Origin of the sequence: Hafnia psychrotolerans, assembly GCF_014639435.1 — a bacterium.
Classification (GTDB): Bacteria; Pseudomonadota; Gammaproteobacteria; order Enterobacterales; family Enterobacteriaceae; genus Ewingella; species Ewingella psychrotolerans.
In genome coordinates, this window is record NZ_BMFZ01000004.1 from 152,401 (window position 1) to 174,393 (window position 21,993).

The window sequence follows — 21,993 nt, forward strand, 5'->3', positions numbered from 1 at the left end:
TTTTTCACGTCATTATGGTTCGAGTTTTCACGCTGATATATTGGGCGTTTTAAGGAAGAAAAATGTCAACAATCAATGATGTATCGCGATTGGCCGGGGTATCCAAAGCCACCGTTTCTCGGGTGTTAAGTGGATCACGCGGTGTTAAAGAAGCCAGCCGTCTGGCGGTGCTCAAGGCTGCGGATGAGCTAAAATACCGTCCCAATGTGATCGCCCAGTCATTACTGAGTCAGTCGACGGGCTGCATCGGGGTGATTTGCGCACAGGACAATATCAATCAAACCACCGGGTATCTGTATGCGCTGGAAAAATACCTCAGCCAGCATCAGAAGCACCTGCTGTTGCGTTTTGCCAACAGCAAAGCGGCCGTGATGAACGCATTGGACGAGTTGGCCTGCGGATTGTGTGATGACGTATTGATTATCGGTGCACGTTTCCCGCTCAATCTCACGGACAGCAATGTCATTCTGGTCGACTGTATCGATGCCGACACCCCCCACAGCATTCAGTTTGATCACGCCTTTGCCGCAGAAACGGCCTGTAATTATCTGATTAGCCAGGGAAGACGACAAATCGCCCTGATCCATCCAGGTACCAACGGCTATGCCGATCAAGTGCTGCTGGGTTATAAGCTGGCGCTGGAAAACAACTTCCTGCCGTTTAATCGCAACCTGGTCTTTATGGGGGCCACCTCGTCCTCGGTGGCGGTGCAGGTGCTGCTCAATAATGCCACCACCGTCAACTTTAATGCGCTACTGGTCGCCGACGAGCAAGAAGCACAGCAGGTGATCGCGCAACTGCAAGCGTTTAATAAAGTTGTCCCGGCCGATATTATGATCTTCAGCCTGGCCGGCTCACTCGATCTTCCGGGTATCCCGACCATTCCCTCCATTGAGTATTCCATGGATGCGATGGCGGCACGGATTGTCAGCTGGCTGACGGAAAAAACACAAACCATGCTTGGCTCATATGTCTTGCGCGGGGATTTGATCATTCCTGATGTTCGCAAGCGTTAAGCCGTGACGACACCGGGCAGTCCAGGTGGTCGGGGGGATGTATCCAATACGGTTCAGGCGTAGGCTTACCCGTATTGGATCGCTCTTTTTTATGGTGTTTATCGTGCAGCGCTTCAATCTCTAACACGTTGGACTCAAGCGAATTGAGATAACCCCTTCATCAGCTCCTTTCTTTCCGCTCAATCACCTTATCTAACTTCTCGTCATAATAACGGCTGGGCCAGATCTCACTGGGTTTCACTTTTAACGCCTCGGCAATCAGGCGTTCCCCTTTTGGCCATGGGCGGTTGAGTGCATTAGCAAGGGTTGATGAAGATAAACCAGAGTCACGCGACAGCGCGGCCAACGTGGTGCCCTGTTTACGCAGCCCGGCAATGATGTCAGCGGGGTGCCAGTCGGGTTTGATTTTCATTGTGCACCACCGTCAGTCACAGAAGATAAGTTGAGGAATGGCAGGAAGGTCGGGCTATGGGATGTTTTTTTCATGATGCAGCTTCCAATAGATTAAGTAGAAGCGACCACCAGAGTTGATAATCTCTTGGGTGGTAGCCCAGACGAGGTTATCAACACCGGCTCTACTGGAATACCGGCCTGACCGAAGTCAGCCTCGCCTGAGCCACCATAGAACATTACAAGCATTGTATAAAAATCAAGCAAGTAACGGGTATGCTAAAGCATCGCCACTAAGTCCGCGTTTTGAATGCGTTTAGTGTCGCCAGTAGAAAAGCCTACAGGTTGATAATCCCGGCTGCAGATTTTGCCGCAGCAAGTGAACTATACAGAATCCCCCCTAGGTAACCAAGTAAGCGAAATACGTTTTGCGAGATCGATTCCAGTGAATGGTAGAAAATAAAAAGGCCGCCGAGCTGGCAGCCTTCTGACTCGTCACATCTCACGACTCAACCTCTACTTCAACCCCATCTGACCCCGTAATTCTGCTTTGGCCGCGTCGAATTCCGTCTGGAATTCTGGCTGTTCGGCCATCTTTTGGGCGATCAGTGCGGCACCGGTGCGGCTCATTACCGTGTCAGAACGGTAATGGAAACCGGCCACCAGGCGGTTTTCAGCATAGACGGCGGCGCGGCTGAACAGCTCATTGCGTTTTTCCGGCACCATGTCGGCCAGTACGGTTGCCATCAGGTAGCCTAAGGTGGAATGACCGGACGGCCATGAACCCGATTTGGATTTTTTTAGCAGCGGATGGATTTGCTCATCCAACATGTACGGACGCGGACGGTTGAAAAACTTCTTGGCAGAGTCATCCACCACATCTTCGGTCGCGACGACACGTTCAAACAGCGCGGCCACTTTTGGCAATTTCTCGGCGGTAAATTCAGGGCCCATCACGTCGGCAAAACGCCAGACGTTTTCCTGCGCATCGGCAATCGCGGCTTTCTCTTGTTCAGGCGTGCGGCTGGCCTGAATCATCAGCAACTCTTTCAGCTCGGCTTTGGTTTGTTCTGAGTCATTCGCCGGTGGTGCAGGCAGATATTGAGTAAGATCAACCTCTTTGCTGGTGATAAATGGCTTGGCTTCTTCTGCAGCCTGCACGGTAAACGCAGCGGAGGTAAAGGTTAAAAAGAGGAGTGCAACAAGGGACTTACGCAAGAGAGTGCTCCTGATATTGTTGGGATATCAGCAGAGTAATGTGTCAGTGTGACCGCGTTATGACATCGCCCCGCCAGACGGCGGGGCGCGGGTGAATCTAACCGAGCAACGAGCGAACAAAATCTTCAATGTCTTTATTCTGGCCGTTCTCAAACAGGCATTTTTGGAAACGAGGACCACTGACAGCCGTTTTCACCAGGCTCTGATCAATGGCGCGCAGGGTGTCGAGATAGTTATCTTTCACCACGGCGGCTTTGACTTGATTGAGTATTCCTGCGTTACGGACTTGCGGTTCTTTACGGTCAGCCGGATAGCCTTCGCCTTTCTCGCCCGTAAAGGCTTTCTCGAAAATGAAGCGGACATTCAGCTCCGCGCCCCAGCCGTAGCCTTTGGCGAACGGCAACGACAGTGCATTGCCGTTGTTAATCTGAGCAAACAGGTAAGCATCCGCCGGATCAATGCAGTAACCGCAAATCACGCCAGGATGAATATTCAGCGACATCATCGCACCCTGCCCGGTACCGCAGCCGGTAACCACAAAATCCACCGCTTTTGCGTTAAGCAGAATGCTGGCCATGATGCCGAGATGAATGTAGGTCAGATGATGATCCTGCTCATCACTCATGCCGACGTTGTAAACCGGATAGGATTTCTCATCTGCCACGGTTTTCAACTCTTTCAACACGGCGGCGTTCTTGGCGGCCTGGCTATTTTCCATCATCAATGCAATTTTCATCTTCACTCCAAATAATAAAACACCATTTCATTTTTATAATGATAGCGTTTTATGAAATTTTAGACAGGACTATTGCGTGATGTTACTCGCAAAAACGGCCTTCATAAGCCCGTTGTGCCGCCGAATCCTGTCGATGCCGGAGCATGAGTTAAGGTGTGCAAAAAAAAGAACCCTCTGCTGTTTAGAAGAGGGTTCAAATGGGCGGCTCTCTTTAATAGGCGAAGCCGCTAAGAGAACAAGGCGCTGAAAATTACGGCTTCACGCTTTGGATAAAGGTTTTACGGGCTGTTTTCGAACCCAGACGCTCCGCTTCATCCAGCAGTTTTAGCGCTTTATCAACGTCACCGGCTTTCACCGCTTGCTTGATCGCCTGGTTAAAGTAGGTTTCGGAATCAGACAGCATAGGTTCTGCCGGTTTTGCCGATGCGGCTGGCTCGCTTCGCGCTGGCGCAGTTTGCTGACCGACAATAATCGGTGTCGCGGCTGGCGTACTGGTGTTGCCATTAATATTGTCCAGCATCTGACCAATCATGATATTGCCTGATTTTTGCTCGGCACGAACTTTGATACTCAACGTGCCAGTGGGGGTATGGCGAGCCACCGGATCCGGGATATCCGGCACAGCATTACCGACACCCGCCGCAAAGGCTTTCGCCGGGTTGCTCATCAGCGTGGTGGACGCCAGGTCTTGTTTGGTGGTGTACACCAGCAGGTAAATTTGTTTCTGCCCCAACGCGGGTGTCAGTTTCAGCGAGCCTTCCAGACGATCACTGGAGACAATACCGGGTTTTTCATACGGGAAGTAGCTCGACGGATAATAGGCCGCCGGGCGCATCTGTTCGTCCAGCACCAGCACGTTCGGTGCATACAGGGTTTTACCGGTCGCGATGCTGGTCAGGGTAATTTCCAGCGATCCCCGGTCCGCTGGCAGCGCAAAGGCACCCACCGCGCCCTGAATCTCACCCTGATTAATTTCAGCGCTGGACGTACCCAGCGTCACATCCTGCGTCACTGGCGGAACCAGCGGCGTCCACGACAATTTATGTAAGGTCTGGGCCGAAATCACCGGCGCAACCGACGCATCATGTTGCGCCGCATTCACCATTGCCGGTGTGGCAGCCATCAGGCTCAGTGACAGACACAGTGACAGCAGATTTTTTTTCATCGTTATTTCCTTTTGAATCACCATGAAGGCTGGCGGTCAGCCGAAGCGTCACGCCAGCCAGCACATCTTTTCTATTTCTAAACTGGAGCACATAACCGTCTAAATCCTTCGAGTCACAAGCAGCCAACATATCTGCGGCTCAAAGGACGAAGAGGATCACCACCAGATTTCCATTTGTGCACCGAACGTCACTTCGTCGTCATTGCCACGGCTGAAGGTTCTTGTGCTGGTGTCGTTCATGGCCAGACCGTTGTTTACGCCACTGTCAGTGTCGTAGCCCCATTTCTCATCCCATTTTGCATAGGTTGCAAAGACACGAATGGCCGGACGTGACCAGATGCTGTCGCCCGCTTGCCACTGTTGCGCCAGCGTGACTTTGTACTGTCCGTTGGTATCGCTGGTACGCTGGGATTTCACGTTGTCGTAACCGACTTCCAGCAAGGTGCTCATGATTGGCGTCCATTTGTACATTGGGCGCACACCCACGGTGTACCAGGTGGTGCCGTTATTGTTGTCACGATCAATATCCTGATACATCGCCACATACATCAGACCCCAGGTGTCGTTGAAGTCGATGGCACCGTGGTCAATCACGCGAATCATCTTGCCATCGTTGTTGATGCTTGCACCATTAGAGTGGCCGGTGGCCGCACCGGTGGAAGGATCGGTCATCGAGTCCGTCGCGTACTGCAGCACAAATTTGTTATAGCCGTTATAGATGCTTTGCGTATGTTCTGCGGTCAGCATGACACCGTCTTTGGTGGCATCGTCAGCCAGTGAATAACCGCTGCGCGCATTCGCACGCCCGTAGTCGACACCCAGTTCCAGCACACCACCTGGGTTCAGATTCAACCCCGCCAGACGTACGTCAAAGACGTCGTTGGAGGTCGGCATTTCGTCACGCTGGTCAGCGATATAGCCGTAAGAGCCGCCGCTTTCGGTGTTACGCGTTGCCGCTACCGACAGTTTACCGAAGCCCAGGTCAACATCTTCCAGACCCGCGCCCGGACCGGAAATATCCCAGTAGTAGAAGTCGATCATGTGGACGTCATGACGCTGGTAGAAACGCTTACCGGCCCAAAGGGTCGAGCCAGGCAGCCAGTCGATCAGGTTTTTACCTAAGACATTCGCTTCACGGAAAGCCGGATCGGTTGACTCCCAGTCGTTCTGCTGTGATACGGAATAGGCGACGTTCGTGTTGAAGTAGAAGCTCTTATCCCCTTCTTTCCATACTTCCTGCCCAAGCCGTAATTCGGCATAGGTTTCGCATTCGTTACCCAAACGGTATTTACTTTCAGCACCGGTTGCTTTGAAACATTGCTGCTCACCGCCACTGCCGGTCCAGCCAATGCCAGAACGCGCGTAACCGGTGAAATCAACCGCCATTGCTTGTGTAGAAAGGATGCCAGCAGCCACTGCCAGCGCCAGAGAGGAATTACGCATTGTGATCATCATTTTCTCCTGTAGGGGATCGCGTGCTTTCAAACACCAGGTTCGGGGTGTAACCGTCGGCAGGCTGTTCCATCCTCACGGAACAGATGACAGCGGTGTGGCGGCAAACCAATAGCGAATGTTGCACCTTCTTCTACCAGCACCACGTCGTTCTGGCGGTACACCAGGTTTTGACGGATAGCCGGGATCTGGATATGAATCTGAGTTTCGTTACCGAGCTGCTCGACCACCTGCACCAAACCTGACAGCGTCACTTCCGCAATATCACTCGGTAAGAGGTGTTCAGGGCGGATCCCCAGAGACAGATTGGTGCCGACGGTGACATCTTTGCCGACCACCGGCAGCCAAACACGCTGGCGGTCAGGCAGTTCAATTTGCACACGTTCGGCTTCAGCACCGGTCACTTTCACCGGCAGGAAATTCATTTTTGGCGAACCAATAAAGCCAGCGACAAACCGGTTCGCCGGATAGTGATAAAGCTCAAGAGGTTTACCTATTTGCGCGACACTACCGGCATCGAGCACCACGATTTTATCGGCCAGCGTCATGGCTTCGACTTGATCATGCGTGACGTAAATCATGGTGCGTTTCAAACGCTTATGCAGACGGGAGATCTCAATACGCATTTGTACGCGCAACGCCGCATCAAGGTTAGAGAGCGGTTCATCGAGCAGGAATACGTTAGGTTCAGCCACCAACGTACGGCCAATCGCCACGCGTTGACGCTGCCCGCCAGACAATGCTTTCGGACGGCGGTCCAGCAAGTGGGCCAGTTGCAGCACTTCAGAAACTTGATTCACCCGCTGGGTGATCTCGGCTTTTTTGGTGCCCGCCAGCTTCAGGCCAAACGACATGTTCTCGGCCACAGAAAGATGCGGGTAAAGGGCGTAGGACTGAAACACCATGCCGATGCCGCGTTCGGCCGGCGGCACCTCATTCATGCGTTTATCTGCAATCAACAGTTCGCCAGACGTAATGTCCTCAAGCCCGGCAATCATGCGTAACAGGGTCGATTTCCCACAACCGGACGGCCCGACAAACACCACGAACTCGCCCTCTTCAATCTCAATGTTGATGTCTTTTGAGATGACAATGTCGCCAAAGGCTTTGTAGATATTACGAAGTGATACGCCCGCCATACCCGACTCCTGGACTGACTGATAGAAAAGTTCTGTGAGGCAAGGCAACTGCGAGGTGATGTGCCTTGTCAGCAAGGGAACTGAATGTCAGGAAGAGTGAGGGAATAGGTGGAATGGGTAATCATCCGTAACAAAGTTTTTCATGGGGGAGGAGTAAGGAGGAAAGGGTTCTGGTCTTCACGGAGGAAAGTTCACTTCAAAAATCAAATTCGTGATCTGGGTTGCAAAATAGACCCCCTATTTTTGCGTAATACCCCGCAGAAAGCGCGCCACTGTTAACTGGATCACACAACCAGAGCGGGGGGCGTAGAGAGGGGGATGATGAAGCCGCACGGGCTTATCGCCGACACTGGTCCGGCAAGCTTTTCTTCACTTTTAATCAGCATCCGAACGTCACACAAGAACCCGACGCCCTACAGAACCTCAAAAGGATTGGATTATGACTCTCAGCATTAAGACTCTTACGCTAAAGAAACTGGTCAAACGCACTCTGGCATTGTCAGCGCTGGCGACGCTGGTGTTGTCTTCTTCTGCCTTTATCCAGATCAGGCATTTAAGGACAAACTCTTCCCGTTCACCTGGGACGCGGTGACCTTCAACGGTAAGCTGATTGGCTATCCGGTATCGGTGGAAGCCCTGTCGCTGATTTATAACAAAGACATCATTAAGCAAGCCCCGACGCTGCGCGCTAAAGGCAAAAGCGCCATCATGTGGAACTTGCAAGAACCCTACTTCACCTGGCCGATTATTGCCGCCGACGGCGGTTATGCGTACAAGTTTGAGAACGGTAAATACAACGTCAAAGACACGGGTGTGAATAACGCGGGTTCACAAGCTGGCTTGCAATTCATCATCGATCTGGTGAAAAACAAGCACATCAACGCTGACACCGACTATTCCATCGCCGAAGCCGCCTTCAACAAAGGCCAGACCGCCATGACGATTGACGGCCCGTGGGCATGGTCAAATCTCGACAAGAGCAAGATCAACTACGGCGTCACCTTGCTGCCGACCTTCCACGGCAAACCCTCTAAGCCGTTTGTCGGCATATTGACCGCCGGAATCAGCGCCTTCTGGTATGCGGAACGGAGCGCGATTATCAACGCCATTAATGGCCGTCAGACGGTACAACAGGCGTTGAAAGAAGCCGAGACCCGCATCACCAAATAAAACGTAAAAACTGGCGTGAAGCGCATAGCGGCCTTCACGCCACGGCTTCAACTTGAAGGATGACGAGTCTATGCAAGCAACGCAAACCGGACTGCCTGTGCGAAAAAAATGGCAGATAAGCGATACCGTTAAATGGTTGATTGTCAGCCTGTTCGCCCTGTTCACCGGTTACCTGATCGTACTGATGTACGCGCAGGGGGAATACTTGTTTGCCATGCTGACACTGCTGCTGTCTGCCACCGGACTGTATATTTACGCTAACCGCCGCGCGTATTCATGGCGCTATGTGTATCCGGGTCTGGCGGGGATGTCGCTGTTCGTGCTGTTTCCCCTGGTGTGTACCATTTTCATCGCGTTTACCAACTACAGCAGCACCAATCAGCTGACATTTGAACGCGCGCAGTCGGTGTTGATGGACCGCCAGTTTCACGCTGACAAAACCTACGCTTTTGCCCTCTTTCCTGCCAATGCCAACCAATGGCGTCTGGCACTGACCGCCCCTGACAATGGCGAGATACTGGTTTCGGTACCTTTTGCCTTCAATGACACCGCGCCCCAAACGCTGACACTCTCACCTCAGCCTATGCCATCGGGTGAGAAGGCCGTACTGCGCGTTATTACTCAAAACCGCCAGGCTCTGGGGCAACTGACGGCTAAACTGCCGAATGGCGAAAGCCTGCGCATGAGTTCGCTGCGCCAGTTCTCCGGTACCCAGCCGCTATACAAGAAAGCCGATGACGGCAAACAACTGACCAACGTGCAGACTGGCGCGGTTTACCGCCCCAATATGGAGCGCGGTTTTTATCAGCAGGTAAACGCGAGCGGTGAGTGGCAGGCTGAAAAAATCAGCCCCGGATTTATCGTTAACATTGGCTGGACCAACTTCCTGCGTGTACTGCACGACGACGGCATCCAGAAGCCGTTCCTGTCGATCTTCGTCTGGACGATTATTTTCTCGCTACTGACTGTCGTCTTGACCGTCGCCGTGGGCATGGTGTTGGCCTGCGTAGTGCAATGGGAGGAACTGAAAGGGAAAGCGGTTTATCGGGTGTTACTGATCCTACCCTATGCGGTCCCGGCCTTTATTTCTATATTGATTTTCAAAGGCTTATTCAATCAGAGCTTCGGCGAAATCAACTTGATGCTCAGCAGCCTGTTTGGCATCAAACCGGCGTGGTTTAGTGATCCGATGACCGCCAAAACCATGATCATTATCGTCAATACCTGGTTGGGTTATCCGTACATGATGATCCTGTGTATGGGCCTACTGAAAGCCATTCCTGATGATCTCTATGAAGCCTCTGCGATGGACGGCGCCACGCCGATGCAGAACTTCTTCCGCATCACGCTGCCGCTGCTCATCAAACCGCTGACGCCGCTGATGATCGCCAGTTTTGCCTTTAACTTTAATAACTTCGTGCTGATCCAGTTACTGACCAACGGTGGCCCGGACATGATCGGCACCACGACGCCAGCCGGTCATACCGATTTGCTGGTCAGCTACACCTACCGCATTGCCTTTGAAGGTGGCGGCGGACAGGACTTCGGGCTGGCGGCAGCCATCGCGACGCTGATTTTCATTTTGGTGGGTGCGCTGGCAATGGTGAATCTGAAAGCCAGCCGAATGAAATTCGACTAGCCGACTAAGGAGAAATGAAAAATGCCTATGGTTAAACCGCAGTCGCAAAAAGTCAGGCTGTTTGTGACGCACCTATTGCTGTTGTGTTTTGTGGCGCTGATCCTGTTTCCACTGCTGATGGTGTTCGCCATTTCGCTGCGACCGGGTAACTTCGCCACCGGCAGCATTATTCCCAGCCAGGTGTCGTGGGATCACTGGAAACTGGCGCTCGGCATGGCGGTGACCAACGCCGACGGCAGCATGACTCCCCCCCCCTTCCCGGTGATGTTGTGGTTATGGAACTCCATCAAGATTGCGGTGATCACCGCGATGGGTATTGTGGCGCTCTCCACGACCTGCGCTTATGCGTTTGCCCGTATGCGTTTTCGTGGCAAAAGCACGCTGCTGAAAAGCATGCTGATTTTCCAGATGTTCCCGGCAGTGCTTTCGCTGGTCGCACTCTACGCCTTGTTTGACCGCCTCGGCCAGTACGTGCCGTTCCTCGGACTGAACACCCACGGCGGAGTGATCTTCGCTTACATGGGAGGGATTGCGCTGCACGTCTGGACCATCAAAGGCTATTTCGAAACCATCGATAACTCACTGGAAGAAGCCGCCGCGATCGATGGCGCGACACCGTGGCAGGCGTTCAGACTGGTGCTGCTACCGCTGTCGATACCGATTCTGGCAGTGGTGTTTATTCTGTCGTTTATCGCTGCGATTACCGAAGTCCCCGTCGCATCGTTACTGCTGCGGGATGTAAGCAGCTACACACTGGCGGTGGGAATGCAGCAGTATTTGAATCCACAAAACTACCTGTGGGGCGACTTTGCGGCGGCAGCGATTATGTCTGCCATCCCTATTACGACGGTCTTCTTGATTGCTCAACGCTGGCTGGTTGGCGGGTTAACCGCGGGCGGTGTGAAAGGTTAGATTTACGGCAATATCTTGGTGTCATTTGTTGGGAAATACCTCTGTGTCTGTAGTCTTAGCGGCCTGAATGGGCCGTTTTTTTTATCCCTGTTGCGTCTGAGGAAACATCGGACTAGGGTGTTTCGCAAGGCACAACATTTAAAAGGTCACCGGCGCGGAATAGGGTCCGTGACCATTACTGGAAATTGGCGCGTTACGTTTGAGTTCAGCGCGTTGTCGTTGGTACGGCGGCAATTTCTCCTGAGATGGCGATTAAGCTTGCTGCCGTTCTGGGTAGCTCCCCTAAATTCTGGATGAACCTGCAGAATAATTACAGTCTGTGGCAGGCCGAACTGGTGGTTGATACCCGCCATCTTCACCGCTTAGTGGCGGCATAAAAAAGGGTTTCCGCACACCGCCGGAAACCCTTTTATCCATTCAAAAAACAATCAGCTGACGGACACTTTCCTCCGCCGTTTATCCAGATCTTTGATCAGCTTATTGATGTCGTCATCGGCAAACATCTCTTCCAGTGTGCGGGTCAGCTTACGCCGCCAGTTCGGGTATTCATCGCTGGTGCCGGGGATATTGACCGGCTCCAGCATATCCAGCCAGTCTTCAGGCTGTAAGCCTAACAACGCACAGGCACTGTCGGCGACATAGCGTTGCAGGCCGCGATTAAGCGTCGGTGTCATCCCCATGGCATCCGCGTTATGACCGGTGTTTTTCGGTACACAGCCATAGTGGTGTAAGCCATTGAGCAACCCCTGTCGTGCACGAGCGCGGTCGGCATAGAGTTCGGTTAACACTTCATCGTCCCGATATAAACCGAGCTTTTTGCCCAATGCCAGATCATCGTTCTGCCAGTAGCCACGTAGCGTCGGCAAGTCATGCGTGGTGAGGGTTGCCATCGCCTGTACCGGGTAAGACTGCGGTGCACGGAAGTTGTTCTCGGTATCGCGCTCAAAGTACAAGACTTTGTAAGAGTAAACGCCGCTTTCTCGTAGCTTACTGACAATCTCCACCGGCACCGTGCCGAGATCTTCGCCGATCACCATGCAGCGGTGACGCTGACTTTCCAGCGCAAGGATCGCCAGAAGATCGTCCACCGGATACAGCACATAGGCGCCGTTGTCCGCCGTCTCACCGCGAGGGATCCACCACAGCCGCAGCAGCGTCATCACATGATCGATACGCAATGCGCCACAGTGGGTCATATTGGCACGGAGCAGGTCGATAAACGGCTGATAGGCACGCTTAATCATCACATGCGGGTCCATCGGGCGCAGATCCCAGTTCTGCCCGACCGGCCCAAGGATATCCGGCGGCGCGCCAACGGAGGCTTTCAGGCAATAGACATCGCCATCACCCCAGGTTTCTGCACCGCCTTCGACGACGCCAACCGCCAGATCGCGGTATAAGCCAATCGGCATGTCGGCCTGCTGGCTGTCGTGGTAGCAGCGGGCAAATTGCCATTCGGCCAGCCACTGTAACCACAGGTAGAAATCCACCTCGCTTTCATGCTGTTCACAATAGGCTCTTACTGCGGCACTTTGCGCCCGGCGGTATTGCTCTGGCCAGTGAGTCCAGCCTTGAAGTTCTTCTCCCTGTTTTGACAGATGGGCGTACAGCGCATCAAATACCGCCTGCTGGTAGAGGCTCTCGCCGCCTTCACGGGCAAATTTTTGATACGCCTTTTGCATCGGATCGTTGGCACTGCGCATCACAAAATGCTGGTGCGCCAGATGCAAACCCGCCAGTTTCAGCGGCATCACGCGGGCGTAATCCACCCACGCACTGTTGCGCACATCGTTGAGGGTTTTCTGGGTTTGCGGTTCATGCCACCAGCGCTGTGCCTCTTCGCTGAGCTGAAAATCTTCCACGGCGTTGACGTCAATATAAATGACATTCAGCCAGCGCCGCGATGACGGGCTGTAGGGGCTGGCCGCCACCGGATTGCCGGGATAGAGAGAATGGATCGGGTTGATGCCAACAAAAGCGCCACCGCGTTGACCCATCTCATTGACCAGTTGGCGCAAATCGCCGAAATCACCGATGCCCCAGTTTTTTTCCGAACGCAGCGTATAAAGCTGCACGCAGGCACCCCAGAGTTTTTTACCCGCCAACAGCGCATCGGGTTCATAGCAGCGTTTCGGGGTGACAATAATACGACACACCCAACTCTGGCTCTCTTGGGTCAGCATCAGTTGGTGATAGCCTGTGGGAATTTTCCCCGGCAACGCCAGCGTCATTTTCGCACTGGTGCGGCCCTGCTGAACCGCGCCGCTTTCCAGCTGCAACTGCCACTGAAATTCCCCCTCACCCCCGATCGGCAATGCCAGGCGGTGGCCTTTGACGAACACTTTGACTCCCGGCAACGGTGTGTCGGTGACCGGCTGTTGGCCTGCCTTCCAGCCCATCGCCTTCAGCAGTTCCCGCTTTGTCGAGCTCGCGATGGCCTGTTGCTTGCCATGGGCGTTGATGTATCCGGCGGCAATCCCAGCCTGGATCGCCGCCTGTTCGAGTTGCTTGCTCTCCATTCCTGCTCCTTTAGCGCTTCGCCTGCCAGATCCGTTGTTGATAGTCGCCGATCGAGCGGTCTGAGCTGAACACCCCAACACGGGCAGTATTGAGAATGGACCGTCGTGTCCACTCCGCCTTATCACGGTATAACGCCTCTACCCGCTGTTGCGCCTGGCAGTACTCGGTAAAGTCGGCCAATACCAGATACGGATCGCCACCGTCCAGCAGGCTGTCAAGCATCAGACTGAATGCTTGTTCGTCGCCATCGCTGAACATACCGCTTTCCAGATCGTTCAGCGCCGCATGGAGCTGGCGGTCTTTTTTACGCCATTTCAGCGGGTCATAACCGCCAGCCTTGAGCGCTTTGACCTGATCGACAGTGTGGCCGAAGATGAAAATATTCTCTTCACCGACTTGCTCGGCGATTTCGACGTTCGCACCATCGAGCGTCCCAACGGTCATCGCACCGTTCAGGGCCAGCTTCATATTACCGGTGCCGGAAGCCTCGGTGCCTGCCGTTGAGATCTGCTCGGAGACGTCCGCAGCCGGGATCATCAATTCAGCCACCGAAACACGATAATCAGGAATGAACACCACTTTCAGACGATCAGCGACGATCGGATCATGGTTGATCTTTTCTGCCACTTCATTGATGGCATGGATAATGTTTTTCGCCAGGAAATACCCCGGTGCGGCTTTGGCACCGAACAGGAATACACGTGGCACCATGTCCATCTGCGGGTTATGGCGCAACTGGTGGTAGAGCGAAACAATGTGCAGTAAGTTGAGGTGTTGGCGTTTGTACTCATGCAGGCGCTTGATCTGTACATCGAAAATCGCCTCTGGGTTTAACGTTATGCCCGTGTGCTGCTTAACGTAAGTGGCCAGGCGCACTTTGTTATCGAATTTGATCTGCTGATAACGCTCGCAAAAAGCAGCATCATCAGCGAATTTTTCCAGTCCCTGTAACGCGTCGAGATGGGTGACCCATTCGGTTTTCAGGCTCTGGTCAATCAGCGCAGAAAGCGCCGGATTACACTGTTTCAGCCAGCGGCGCGGCGTGATGCCGTTGGTGACGTTGTGGAATTTGTTTGGCCACAACTGGTGATATTCCGGGAACAGATCCTTGACGACCAAATCAGAGTGCAGCGCTGCCACACCGTTAACAGCAAACCCGCTGACCACGCAGAGATTGGCCATGCGCACCTGTTTGTTCTGATGCACAGACAGTTTTTCCCACACCGCGCTGTTACCCGGCCACTGTTTCTCGACCTGCTTTTTAAAGCGGGCATTGATCTGTTTGATCAATGAGAAGTGGCGCGGTAACAAGCTGCGTACCAGTTTCTCATCCCAGCACTCCAGCGCCTCAGGCATCAGTGTGTGGTTAGTGTAAGCAAAGGTTTTACGGGTAATCGCCCAAGCGGCGTCCCATGTCAGCTGATGTTCATCGAGCAGAATACGCAGCAGCTCAGGGATAGCGATGGTCGGATGGGTATCATTAAGCTGGATCACCTCAAAGTCGGGCAGCGCTTCAATACTGCGGCCAAGGAAGTGATGGCGGCGCCAAATATCACGTACCGAACAGGCGCACTGAAAATACTGCTGCATCAGTCGCAGGCGCTTGCCTTGCTGGTGATTGTCATTCGGATAAAGCACCTTCGTCAGTTTGGCAGCGTCAATGCCTTTTTGCTCGGCCTTCAGGAACTGTCCATCATTGAACAGGGTCAGATCGAACGGGTGGATATCCGTTGCCTGCCACAGGCGCAGCGGCTGGGTGACGCCGTTACGGTAGCCAACGACCGGCAAATCCCAGGCTTCGCCGCGCAGACTGAACGCCGGTCGCCACTGTTCAGCACCCGCACTGTCTTTCACCAGCCTGCCGCCGAAGGAGACATCCACAGCCAGACGGCTGTTGTGGCTAAACCACGGATAATGTTCACGATGCCAGTCATCCGGTGCTTCCTGCTGTTTACCGTCGTCGAATGACTGACGGAATAAGCCATACTGATAGTTCAGGCCATAACCTGTGGCAGGTTGCCCAACCGTCGCCATGGAATCAAGGAAGCACGCAGCCAGACGGCCCAATCCGCCATTGCCCAGCGCCGGATCGGTCTCCTGCTCCAGTACATCGGCCAGTTCTACGCCCTGCTCAGTCAGCACGTCACGCACCGTGTCGTACCAGCCGAGATTAATTAAGTTGTTGGCCGTTAGGCGGCCAATTAAAAATTCCATCGAAATGTAATTTACGTGACGCTGATCCTGTTTCGGTTCTTGCGCCACCGACCTTGCTGCCAGTTGTTCAGACAGTGCGCCACTGACCGCCTGCCACCACTGGTGCGGTGTCATATCCTGCGCGCTTTGCAGACCAAAACCTTGCCACTGGCGGTTCAGCGCATCTTGAAACTGCGTTTTCTCTAATGTGAATTGCGACATAATTCCTCTCTGAACAGGTCATTTTTTGCAGACATTCTGGGTATGCTGAAGGTAAGCCTGGTGAGCGGCATCATCCCGCAAGGGATTAGAGAGGGAGGAGATAAAGGGCGTAGTGACGACGGGATTAACCCGCGAAAAAGCGGCCACTAAAACTGTGACGCAGTGCAATTTGCCGACACGTAAATGTGTAACGATCTTGCAATACTTTCTGTATTGGCAGACCTTAGGGATATTATTAATTACACGCTGCAAAATAAATAGATTTCCTGGGTAGAGACACCTCTTATTCATTTTCACTACAGTCATAAGAATGGATAACTATGCTGATCCCTTCAAAACTGAGCCGCCCGGTGCGGCTGCAAAATACCGTGGTACGCGATCGGCTGTTAGGGAAATTGGCTTTGGCACAAAATTACCGCCTCGTCCTGGTTGCTTGCCCCGCAGGCTACGGAAAAACCACGCTGGTCGCCCACTGGGCGGCAGGCAAAAGCGATCTGGGTTGGTATTCGCTGGATGAAAGCGATAATCAGCCGGAACGTTTCGCCAGCTATCTGGTGGCAGCCATTCAGCAGGCTACCGGCGGGCACTGTACCAAAAGCGAAGTCCTCAGCCAGAAACACCAGTACGCTAGCCTGTCAGCGCTGTTTGCCCAGTTGTTTGTCGAACTTTCCGACTGGCACCGCTCGCTGCTGCTGGTGATTGATGATTATCATCTCATTTCCAATGATGCCATTCACGAAGGCATGCGTTTCTTCCTGCGCCATCAGCCGGAAAATGTCACTTTAGTCATGCTGTCGCGCACTCTGCCACAACTGGGTATTGCTAATCTGCGTGTCCGTGATCAACTGCTGGAACTCAACGCCTCCCAGCTGGCCTTTAACCATATTGAAGCTCAGCAATTCTTTGACTGTCGTCTGTCAGAACCGATTGAACAAGCTGACAGCGGCCGTCTCTGTGACGATGTCGCCGGGTGGGCCACCGCGCTGCAACTGATTGCGCTGTCAGCGCGCCAATCCAGCGCATCAACAGTTTCGGCCCAGCAATCGGCCAAAAAATTAGCCGGGCTAAATGCCAGCCACCTGTCCGAATACCTGGTGGATGAAGTACTGGACCGCGTCGATGCCCCAACCCGTAACTTCCTGCTGCGCTGCTCGCTGCTGCGGTCAATGAATGATTCTCTGATCGTCAAGCTGACCGGCGAAGATAACGGCCAACAACGGCTGGAAGAGCTCGAGCGCCAGGGTCTGTTTATTCACCGCATGGATAACAGCGGCGAGTGGTTTAACTTTCACCCGCTGTTCGCCACTTTCCTGCGCCAGCGTTGTCATTGGGAACTGGCGGCCGAGCTGCCAACAATCCACTGCTTAGCGGCAGAAGGTTGGCTGGCGCTGGGTTTCCCGGCCGAAGCCATTCACCACGCACTGGGAGCCGAAAACACCAACTTACTGCGCGATATTCTTCTGCAACACGCCTGGCCACTGTTCAATAAGAGCGAACTGGCACTCCTGGAAGAGTGCCTGAATGCGCTGCCTTATGAACGATTGATTCAGAACCCAAAACTGGCTCTGTTACAGGCCTGGCTGGCACAAAGTCAGCATCGTTATGGTGAAGTAGAAGTGCTGCTGGAGCGTGCTGAAAATGAAATGCAGCGTGAAAAAATCGAGATGGATAAAACCCTCAGTGCCGAGTTCGACGCGCTGCGGGCGCAGGTCGCGATAAATGACGGTAAGCAGGATGAAGCAGAAAAATTGGCCGCCCAAGCGCTGCGCTTTCTGCCCTACTCCAGCTACTACAGCCGCATCGTCGCCACCTCGGTCACCGGTGAAATTCAGCACTGTAAAGGCGACTTAAGCCGCGCCCTGCCGCTAATGCAACAAACCGAACAGATCGCACGCCGCCACGAAGCCTATCACTACGCATTGTGGGCGCTGCTGCAACAGAGCGAAATCCTGATTGCTCAGGGCTTTTTACAGGCGGCCTATGAAACACAGGACAAGGCGTTTGAGCTGGTGCGCGAGCAGCATCTTGAGCAACTGCCTATGCATGAGTTTCTGCTACGCCTGCGCTCGCAACTTTTATGGTCCTGGGCTCGCCTGGACGACGCTGAAAATGCGGCCCGTGAAGGTCTTGAAGTGCTGGCTAACTTTCAGCCACAACAACAGTTACAGTGCCTGGCGATGTTAGCCAAATGCTCGCTGGCACGCGGCCACCTCGACAATGCACACCGCTATTTACATCGTTGTGAAGCCCTGCTGCAAAACGGACAATACCACACCGACTGGCTGACTAATGCCGACAAACCGCGGGTGATTTACTGGCAGATGGTCGGTGATAAAACCTCGGCGCGCAGCTGGCTGAATCAGACTTCCAAGCCGGGCATGGCAGATAACCACTTCCTGCAAGGTCAATGGCGCAATATAGCCCGCGTGCAGATCCTGCTGGAGCAGTTCGACGAAGCCGAAGTGGTCATCGATGAACTTAACACCAACGCACGTCAGTTGAAGCTGGTCAGCGACCTCAATCGCAATTTGATCCTCTGCAACATGCTTTATTGGCATACCGGCCGTAAAAATGAAGCCCAGAGCGTACTGATTGAAGCCCTGGGGCTCGCCAACCGTACTGGATTTATTAGCCATTTTGTCATTGAAGGCGAAATGATGGCGCAGCAATTGCGTCAGTTGATTCAGCTTAATTTACTTCCGGAGATGGAGCAGCGCCGGGCGCAGAAAATCCTGCGAGATATTAACCAGCATCATCGTCACAAGTTTGCCCATTTCGACGAAGGCTTTGTGAATCGATTGCTTACCCATCCGCAAGTGCCGGAGCTTATCCGCACCAGCCCGCTGACCCAGCGAGAGTGGCAGGTACTGGGGCTTATTTACTCCGGTTACAGCAACGATCAGATTGCCGGTGAGCTGACCGTCGCCTCGACCACCATCAAAACGCACATCCGTAATTTGTACCAAAAGCTGGGGGTTACCCACCGCCAGGAGGCGGTTTCCCAGGCGCAGCACCTGTTGCAGGTGATGGGTTACGGTGCCTGACACCGCCTTCAGCCCTGTCCGTTAGACAGGCAAACCGCCCTATTTTTTGACGGTTTGCCTGTTTTAAGCCCGTCTAAAAAAGTCTAATGATGATTTTTCCACATCGAATTTTTGTGCGTCGAAACTTTTTGCTCTTCAAAACGCCGCCCGCTACAATGTGATCTCTGTCACATTTTCAGGTTTCACGCCTCCTCCACCCTTCCCCTTGTTCAGCCCCTGATGGGCAGGATTGAGCGTGGTGTCATTCAGGCCAGTAATCTAAGAAGGAATACGTTAGATGGGTACGTTAGCCGCTGGTTTCATGATGATACGTTGGGAATTACTGAGTGCCTTTCTGATGTTTTGCACTAGCCAGTTAACGATCCTTTGTCGCCAAACGAGTCGTCATGTTATGGCTCTTATTTTCAGCGGTGCCGGTCTGGTCATCACCTGTTTTTTCGTCATGAACCTTATGGGCATCACCTATAATGCTGAGGCTGTCGCGTATTTCTGGTCCGTGGTCCAAGACGTCTTTATCGACACCATGAGTAAAACCCCGACCGATATTCCCTTCTATTATTAATTCAGCATGTTGCGCGCAATCCTAAATATTGGAAATTGCGCGCCTCCCCGCAAGAGTTTTTGTACATCCACTTTCAATTCAGCGTACATTGCGAGCTGCAACACTTCACCCTGTGTAAATTGTTCTCTTATAAAAGTATTTATTGCTTATCGGTGAAGTGACGTATTAGATTCTCACGCTATAATTTTCTTAGAATGATCATTATCTTGTTGGCTTTCTTGCTGCTGATTTTTCACCCGACAGCAGTGCGCCTTTTGTCTAAAGGATACTCAATGAATACGCATCACCTGATTGGCGCGTTAGTGTTAATGGCAGGTTCCACCTCGTTGTTTGCCGAGCAAACGGCGGGTATTCCACAGGATCAGGTGAAAGAGCGTGAAGCGTTTATCTCCCATCTGATGAAACAGATGACGCTGGATGAAAAAATCGGCCAACTCAATTTAGTCACTGTGGGGCCTGACTATGTGAAAGAAGCGATTATGGCGGATATCCGTGCCGGTAAAGTCGGCGGCATGTTTAATACGGTGACCAAACCCGACATCCGCCGCATGCAGGATCAAGTTCAGCACAGTCGTCTGAAAATCCCTCTCTTTTATGCGTATGACGTGGTTCACGGTCAGCGTACGATTTTCCCCATCAGCCTCGGGCTGGCCGCCAGCTGGGACATGGAAGCGGTGGCAATCAGCGCGCGGATATCCGCAGAGGAAACCGCAGCCGATGGTTTGAACATGACCTTTTCACCCATGGTGGATATCACCCGTGATCCGCGCTGGGGCCGGGTTTCTGAAGGCTTCGGCGAGGATACTTACCTCACCTCTCGTCTCGCCCATGAAATGGTCTCTGCCTATCAGGACAATGACCCGTCCGCGCCAAATTCAGTGATGGCGAACGTCAAACACTTCGCACTCTATGGTGCAGTCGAAGGCGGGCGTGAATACAACACGGTTGATATGAGTCTGACACGCATGTTCAACGACTACATGCCACCGTACAAAGCCGCACTGGATGCGGGTGCCGGTGGCGTGATGGTGGCATTAAACTCAGTCAACGGTATTCCCGTCACCGCCGACCCATGGTTGTTACAAGACGTATTACGCGACCAGTGGAAATTTAAAGGCCTGACCGTCAGCGACCATGGCGCAATTGGTGGTTTAGTGATGCATGGCGTCGCACAGGATGACCGCCAGGCCGCCGCCCTTGCGCTGAAATCGGGTGTCGATATGGACATGGCCGACAATATGTACGGCAAGTATCTAAAAGGTCTGGTCGCAGACAAGATTGTCACCGAGAAAGAGATCGACCGCTCGGTTCGCCATGTATTGACCGCCAAATGGGACATGGGGCTGTTCGCTGATCCCTACCGCCATTTAGGTCCGGCCTCCAGTGATCCGGTGGATACCAATGCGGAAAGCCGTTTGCATCGCCCGGAAGCGCGTGAAGTGGCCCGCACTTCACTGGTGCTGCTTAAAAACGAGCATGAAACGCTGCCCTTACAGAAAAAAGGGACCATCGCGTTAATAGGTACACTGGCAGATAGTCAGCGAGACGTCATGGGAAGCTGGTCGGCTGCCGGTAAAGCCAATCAAGCCGTTACCGTGTTGCAGGGGATGAAAGAAGCCGTGGGTGATAAAGCCACGCTGCTTTATGCGCGCGGTGCCAACATCACTAACGACCCGGCCATTGTCGACTTCCTGAATCAGTATGAAAAACAGGTGATCAACGATCCGCGTCCGGCGCAGGAAATGATCGATGAAGCGGTGAAAACAGCCGAAAAAGCCGATGTGGTCGTGGCGGTGGTGGGTGAAGCACAGGGCATGGCTCATGAGGCATCCAGCCGGAGTGAACTTAACATTCCGCAAAGCCAGCGCGATCTACTGAAAGCACTGAAAGCCACCGGTAAACCGTTGGTGATTGTGCTGATGAATGGCCGTCCGCTGACCTTAACGTGGGAAAATGATATCGCTGACGCGATGCTGGAAACCTGGTTCAGCGGTACCGAAGGTGGCCACGCGATTGCCGATGTCCTGTTCGGTGATTACAATCCGTCCGGTAAATTGCCGATGACCTTCCCGCGTTCCGTGGGGCAAATACCCCTCTACAACAGCGTGCTCAATACCGGTCGCCCGTTTAATCCGCAAAAACCCAATAAATATACTTCACGCTACTTTGATATCACCAACAGCCCGCTCTTCGCCTTTGGTTACGGCCTGAGTTATACCCAGTTCAGCGTGTCTGACGTATCGCTTTCAGCCTCCACAATGGGCAAGAACACACCACTGACCGCCAGTGTCACGGTGAAAAATACCGGTAAACGCAGTGGCGCAACCGTTGTTCAGCTCTACTTGCAGGACGTAACAGCCTCAATCAGTCGCCCAATTAAAGAGCTCAAAAATTTTGAGAAGATCGACCTCGCGCCGGGTAAAGAGAAAGTGGTGAGATTTACTATCAAGGAACAAGATTTACGCTTCTACAATGACAAGCTTAAGTGGGCATCGGAACCGGGTAGATTCAACGTATTCATTGGATTAGATTCACAGGATGTTAAGAAAGCCAGCTTCTTGCTGAAGTAACGTGTATTAATGGAATAGACGACGTTCAGTTTACTCGCGGGGATA

Annotated in this window: 15 protein-coding genes and 2 pseudogenes; 9 read left to right on the plus strand and 8 right to left on the minus strand. The window is 53.1% G+C overall.

What is annotated here, in order from left to right; genetic code table 11:
• Positions 1–62: 62 nt before the first annotated feature.
• The gene (locus IEV89_RS09050; RefSeq protein ID WP_188472707.1) at positions 63–1,016 is read left to right on the plus strand and encodes a LacI family DNA-binding transcriptional regulator; all 954 of its coding nucleotides are present in this window, start codon (positions 63–65) and stop codon (positions 1,014–1,016) included.
• 160 nt (positions 1,017–1,176) lie between these two features.
• Here the strand turns inward: IEV89_RS09050 and IEV89_RS09055 are convergent, their stop codons facing one another.
• The 6 genes from IEV89_RS09055 to malK form a co-directional block, all read right to left on the minus strand.
• Positions 1,177–1,428, minus strand: a complete 252-nt coding sequence (locus IEV89_RS09055) for a helix-turn-helix domain-containing protein (RefSeq protein WP_188472709.1) — start codon at positions 1,426–1,428, stop codon at positions 1,177–1,179.
• A gap of 494 nt (positions 1,429–1,922) precedes the next feature.
• On the minus strand, positions 1,923–2,624 hold the full coding sequence (locus IEV89_RS09060) for an acid phosphatase (RefSeq protein WP_188472711.1): 702 nt from the start codon (positions 2,622–2,624) through the stop codon (positions 1,923–1,925).
• A 97-nt stretch (positions 2,625–2,721) separates the two neighbouring features.
• Entirely contained in the window at positions 2,722–3,360 is a 639-nt protein-coding gene (locus IEV89_RS09065) for an RpiB/LacA/LacB family sugar-phosphate isomerase (protein ID WP_188472713.1), read from the minus strand.
• Positions 3,361–3,610: 250 nt separating this feature from the next.
• Positions 3,611–4,525, minus strand: coding sequence for a maltose operon protein MalM (gene malM, locus IEV89_RS09070; protein WP_188472715.1), 915 nt, complete (start codon positions 4,523–4,525; stop codon positions 3,611–3,613).
• Positions 4,526–4,681: 156 nt separating this feature from the next.
• Positions 4,682–5,980, minus strand: coding sequence for a maltoporin (locus IEV89_RS09075; RefSeq protein ID WP_188472717.1), 1,299 nt, complete (start codon positions 5,978–5,980; stop codon positions 4,682–4,684).
• 26 nt (positions 5,981–6,006) lie between these two features.
• Positions 6,007–7,116: a maltose/maltodextrin ABC transporter ATP-binding protein MalK gene (gene malK, locus IEV89_RS09080; protein ID WP_188472719.1), complete on the minus strand. Its 1,110-nt coding sequence runs from the start codon at positions 7,114–7,116 to the stop codon at positions 6,007–6,009.
• A gap of 439 nt (positions 7,117–7,555) precedes the next feature.
• Here malK and IEV89_RS09085 point away from each other — a divergent pair, with 439 nt between their 5' ends.
• The 5 genes and pseudogenes from IEV89_RS09085 to IEV89_RS09105 all read left to right on the plus strand — a co-directional run.
• Positions 7,556–7,708: a hypothetical protein gene (locus tag IEV89_RS09085; protein ID WP_188472721.1), complete on the plus strand. Its 153-nt coding sequence runs from the start codon at positions 7,556–7,558 to the stop codon at positions 7,706–7,708.
• Positions 7,657–8,286, plus strand: a pseudogene (gene malE / locus IEV89_RS09090) (maltose/maltodextrin ABC transporter substrate-binding protein MalE); the annotation flags it as partial. The gene IEV89_RS09085 and the pseudogene malE, both read left to right, overlap by 52 nt.
• Positions 8,287–8,356: 70 nt before the next feature.
• Positions 8,357–9,925 (plus strand): maltose ABC transporter permease MalF, encoded by a 1,569-nt coding sequence (gene malF / locus IEV89_RS09095; RefSeq protein ID WP_188472724.1) that lies wholly within the window; start codon positions 8,357–8,359, stop codon positions 9,923–9,925.
• 21 nt (positions 9,926–9,946) lie between these two features.
• Positions 9,947–10,837, plus strand: a complete 891-nt coding sequence (gene malG / locus IEV89_RS09100) for a maltose ABC transporter permease MalG (protein WP_188472726.1) — start codon at positions 9,947–9,949, stop codon at positions 10,835–10,837.
• A 215-nt stretch (positions 10,838–11,052) separates the two neighbouring features.
• Positions 11,053–11,214, plus strand: a pseudogene (locus IEV89_RS09105) (HigA family addiction module antitoxin); the annotation flags it as partial.
• A gap of 51 nt (positions 11,215–11,265) precedes the next feature.
• Here IEV89_RS09105 and malQ read toward each other — a convergent pair.
• Together malQ and malP are read right to left on the minus strand one after the other, a co-directional pair.
• On the minus strand, positions 11,266–13,356 hold the full coding sequence (malQ, locus tag IEV89_RS09110; protein WP_188472730.1) for a 4-alpha-glucanotransferase: 2,091 nt from the start codon (positions 13,354–13,356) through the stop codon (positions 11,266–11,268).
• 10 nt (positions 13,357–13,366) lie between these two features.
• The gene (gene malP / locus IEV89_RS09115) at positions 13,367–15,772 is read right to left on the minus strand and encodes a maltodextrin phosphorylase (RefSeq protein ID WP_188472732.1); all 2,406 of its coding nucleotides are present in this window, start codon (positions 15,770–15,772) and stop codon (positions 13,367–13,369) included.
• A gap of 320 nt (positions 15,773–16,092) precedes the next feature.
• Here malP and malT point away from each other — a divergent pair, with 320 nt between their 5' ends.
• The 3 genes from malT to bglX all read left to right on the plus strand — a co-directional run bounded on the left by malT (position 16,093) and on the right by bglX (position 21,948).
• Entirely contained in the window at positions 16,093–18,816 is a 2,724-nt protein-coding gene (malT, locus tag IEV89_RS09120) for an HTH-type transcriptional regulator MalT (RefSeq protein WP_188472734.1), read from the plus strand.
• 277 nt (positions 18,817–19,093) lie between these two features.
• Positions 19,094–19,378, plus strand: a complete 285-nt coding sequence (locus IEV89_RS09125; RefSeq protein WP_188472736.1) for a YjcB family protein — start codon at positions 19,094–19,096, stop codon at positions 19,376–19,378.
• A 272-nt stretch (positions 19,379–19,650) separates the two neighbouring features.
• Positions 19,651–21,948, plus strand: a complete 2,298-nt coding sequence (gene bglX, locus IEV89_RS09130; RefSeq protein ID WP_188472738.1) for a beta-glucosidase BglX — start codon at positions 19,651–19,653, stop codon at positions 21,946–21,948.
• Positions 21,949–21,993: the final 45 nt, after the last annotated feature.

Bases quoted from the DNA above. Each gene is read 5' to 3' on its own strand.
- IEV89_RS09050 (WP_188472707.1), top strand. From the start codon at position 63: ATGTCAACAATCAATGATGTATCGCGATTGGCCGGGGTATCCAAAGCC.
- IEV89_RS09055 (WP_188472709.1), bottom strand. From the start codon at position 1,428: ATGAAAATCAAACCCGACTGGCACCCCGCTGACATCATTGCCGGGCTG.
- IEV89_RS09065 (WP_188472713.1), bottom strand. From the start codon at position 3,360: ATGAAAATTGCATTGATGATGGAAAATAGCCAGGCCGCCAAGAACGCC.
- malM (WP_188472715.1), bottom strand. From the start codon at position 4,525: ATGAAAAAAAATCTGCTGTCACTGTGTCTGTCACTGAGCCTGATGGCT.
- IEV89_RS09075 (WP_188472717.1), bottom strand. From the start codon at position 5,980: ATGATGATCACAATGCGTAATTCCTCTCTGGCGCTGGCAGTGGCTGCT.
- malK (WP_188472719.1), bottom strand. From the start codon at position 7,116: ATGGCGGGCGTATCACTTCGTAATATCTACAAAGCCTTTGGCGACATT.
- IEV89_RS09085 (WP_188472721.1), top strand. From the start codon at position 7,556: ATGACTCTCAGCATTAAGACTCTTACGCTAAAGAAACTGGTCAAACGC.
- malF (WP_188472724.1), top strand. From the start codon at position 8,357: ATGCAAGCAACGCAAACCGGACTGCCTGTGCGAAAAAAATGGCAGATA.
- malG (WP_188472726.1), top strand. From the start codon at position 9,947: ATGCCTATGGTTAAACCGCAGTCGCAAAAAGTCAGGCTGTTTGTGACG.
- malQ (WP_188472730.1), bottom strand. From the start codon at position 13,356: ATGGAGAGCAAGCAACTCGAACAGGCGGCGATCCAGGCTGGGATTGCC.
- malP (WP_188472732.1), bottom strand. From the start codon at position 15,772: ATGTCGCAATTCACATTAGAGAAAACGCAGTTTCAAGATGCGCTGAAC.
- malT (WP_188472734.1), top strand. From the start codon at position 16,093: ATGCTGATCCCTTCAAAACTGAGCCGCCCGGTGCGGCTGCAAAATACC.
- IEV89_RS09125 (WP_188472736.1), top strand. From the start codon at position 19,094: ATGGGTACGTTAGCCGCTGGTTTCATGATGATACGTTGGGAATTACTG.
- bglX (WP_188472738.1), top strand. From the start codon at position 19,651: ATGAATACGCATCACCTGATTGGCGCGTTAGTGTTAATGGCAGGTTCC.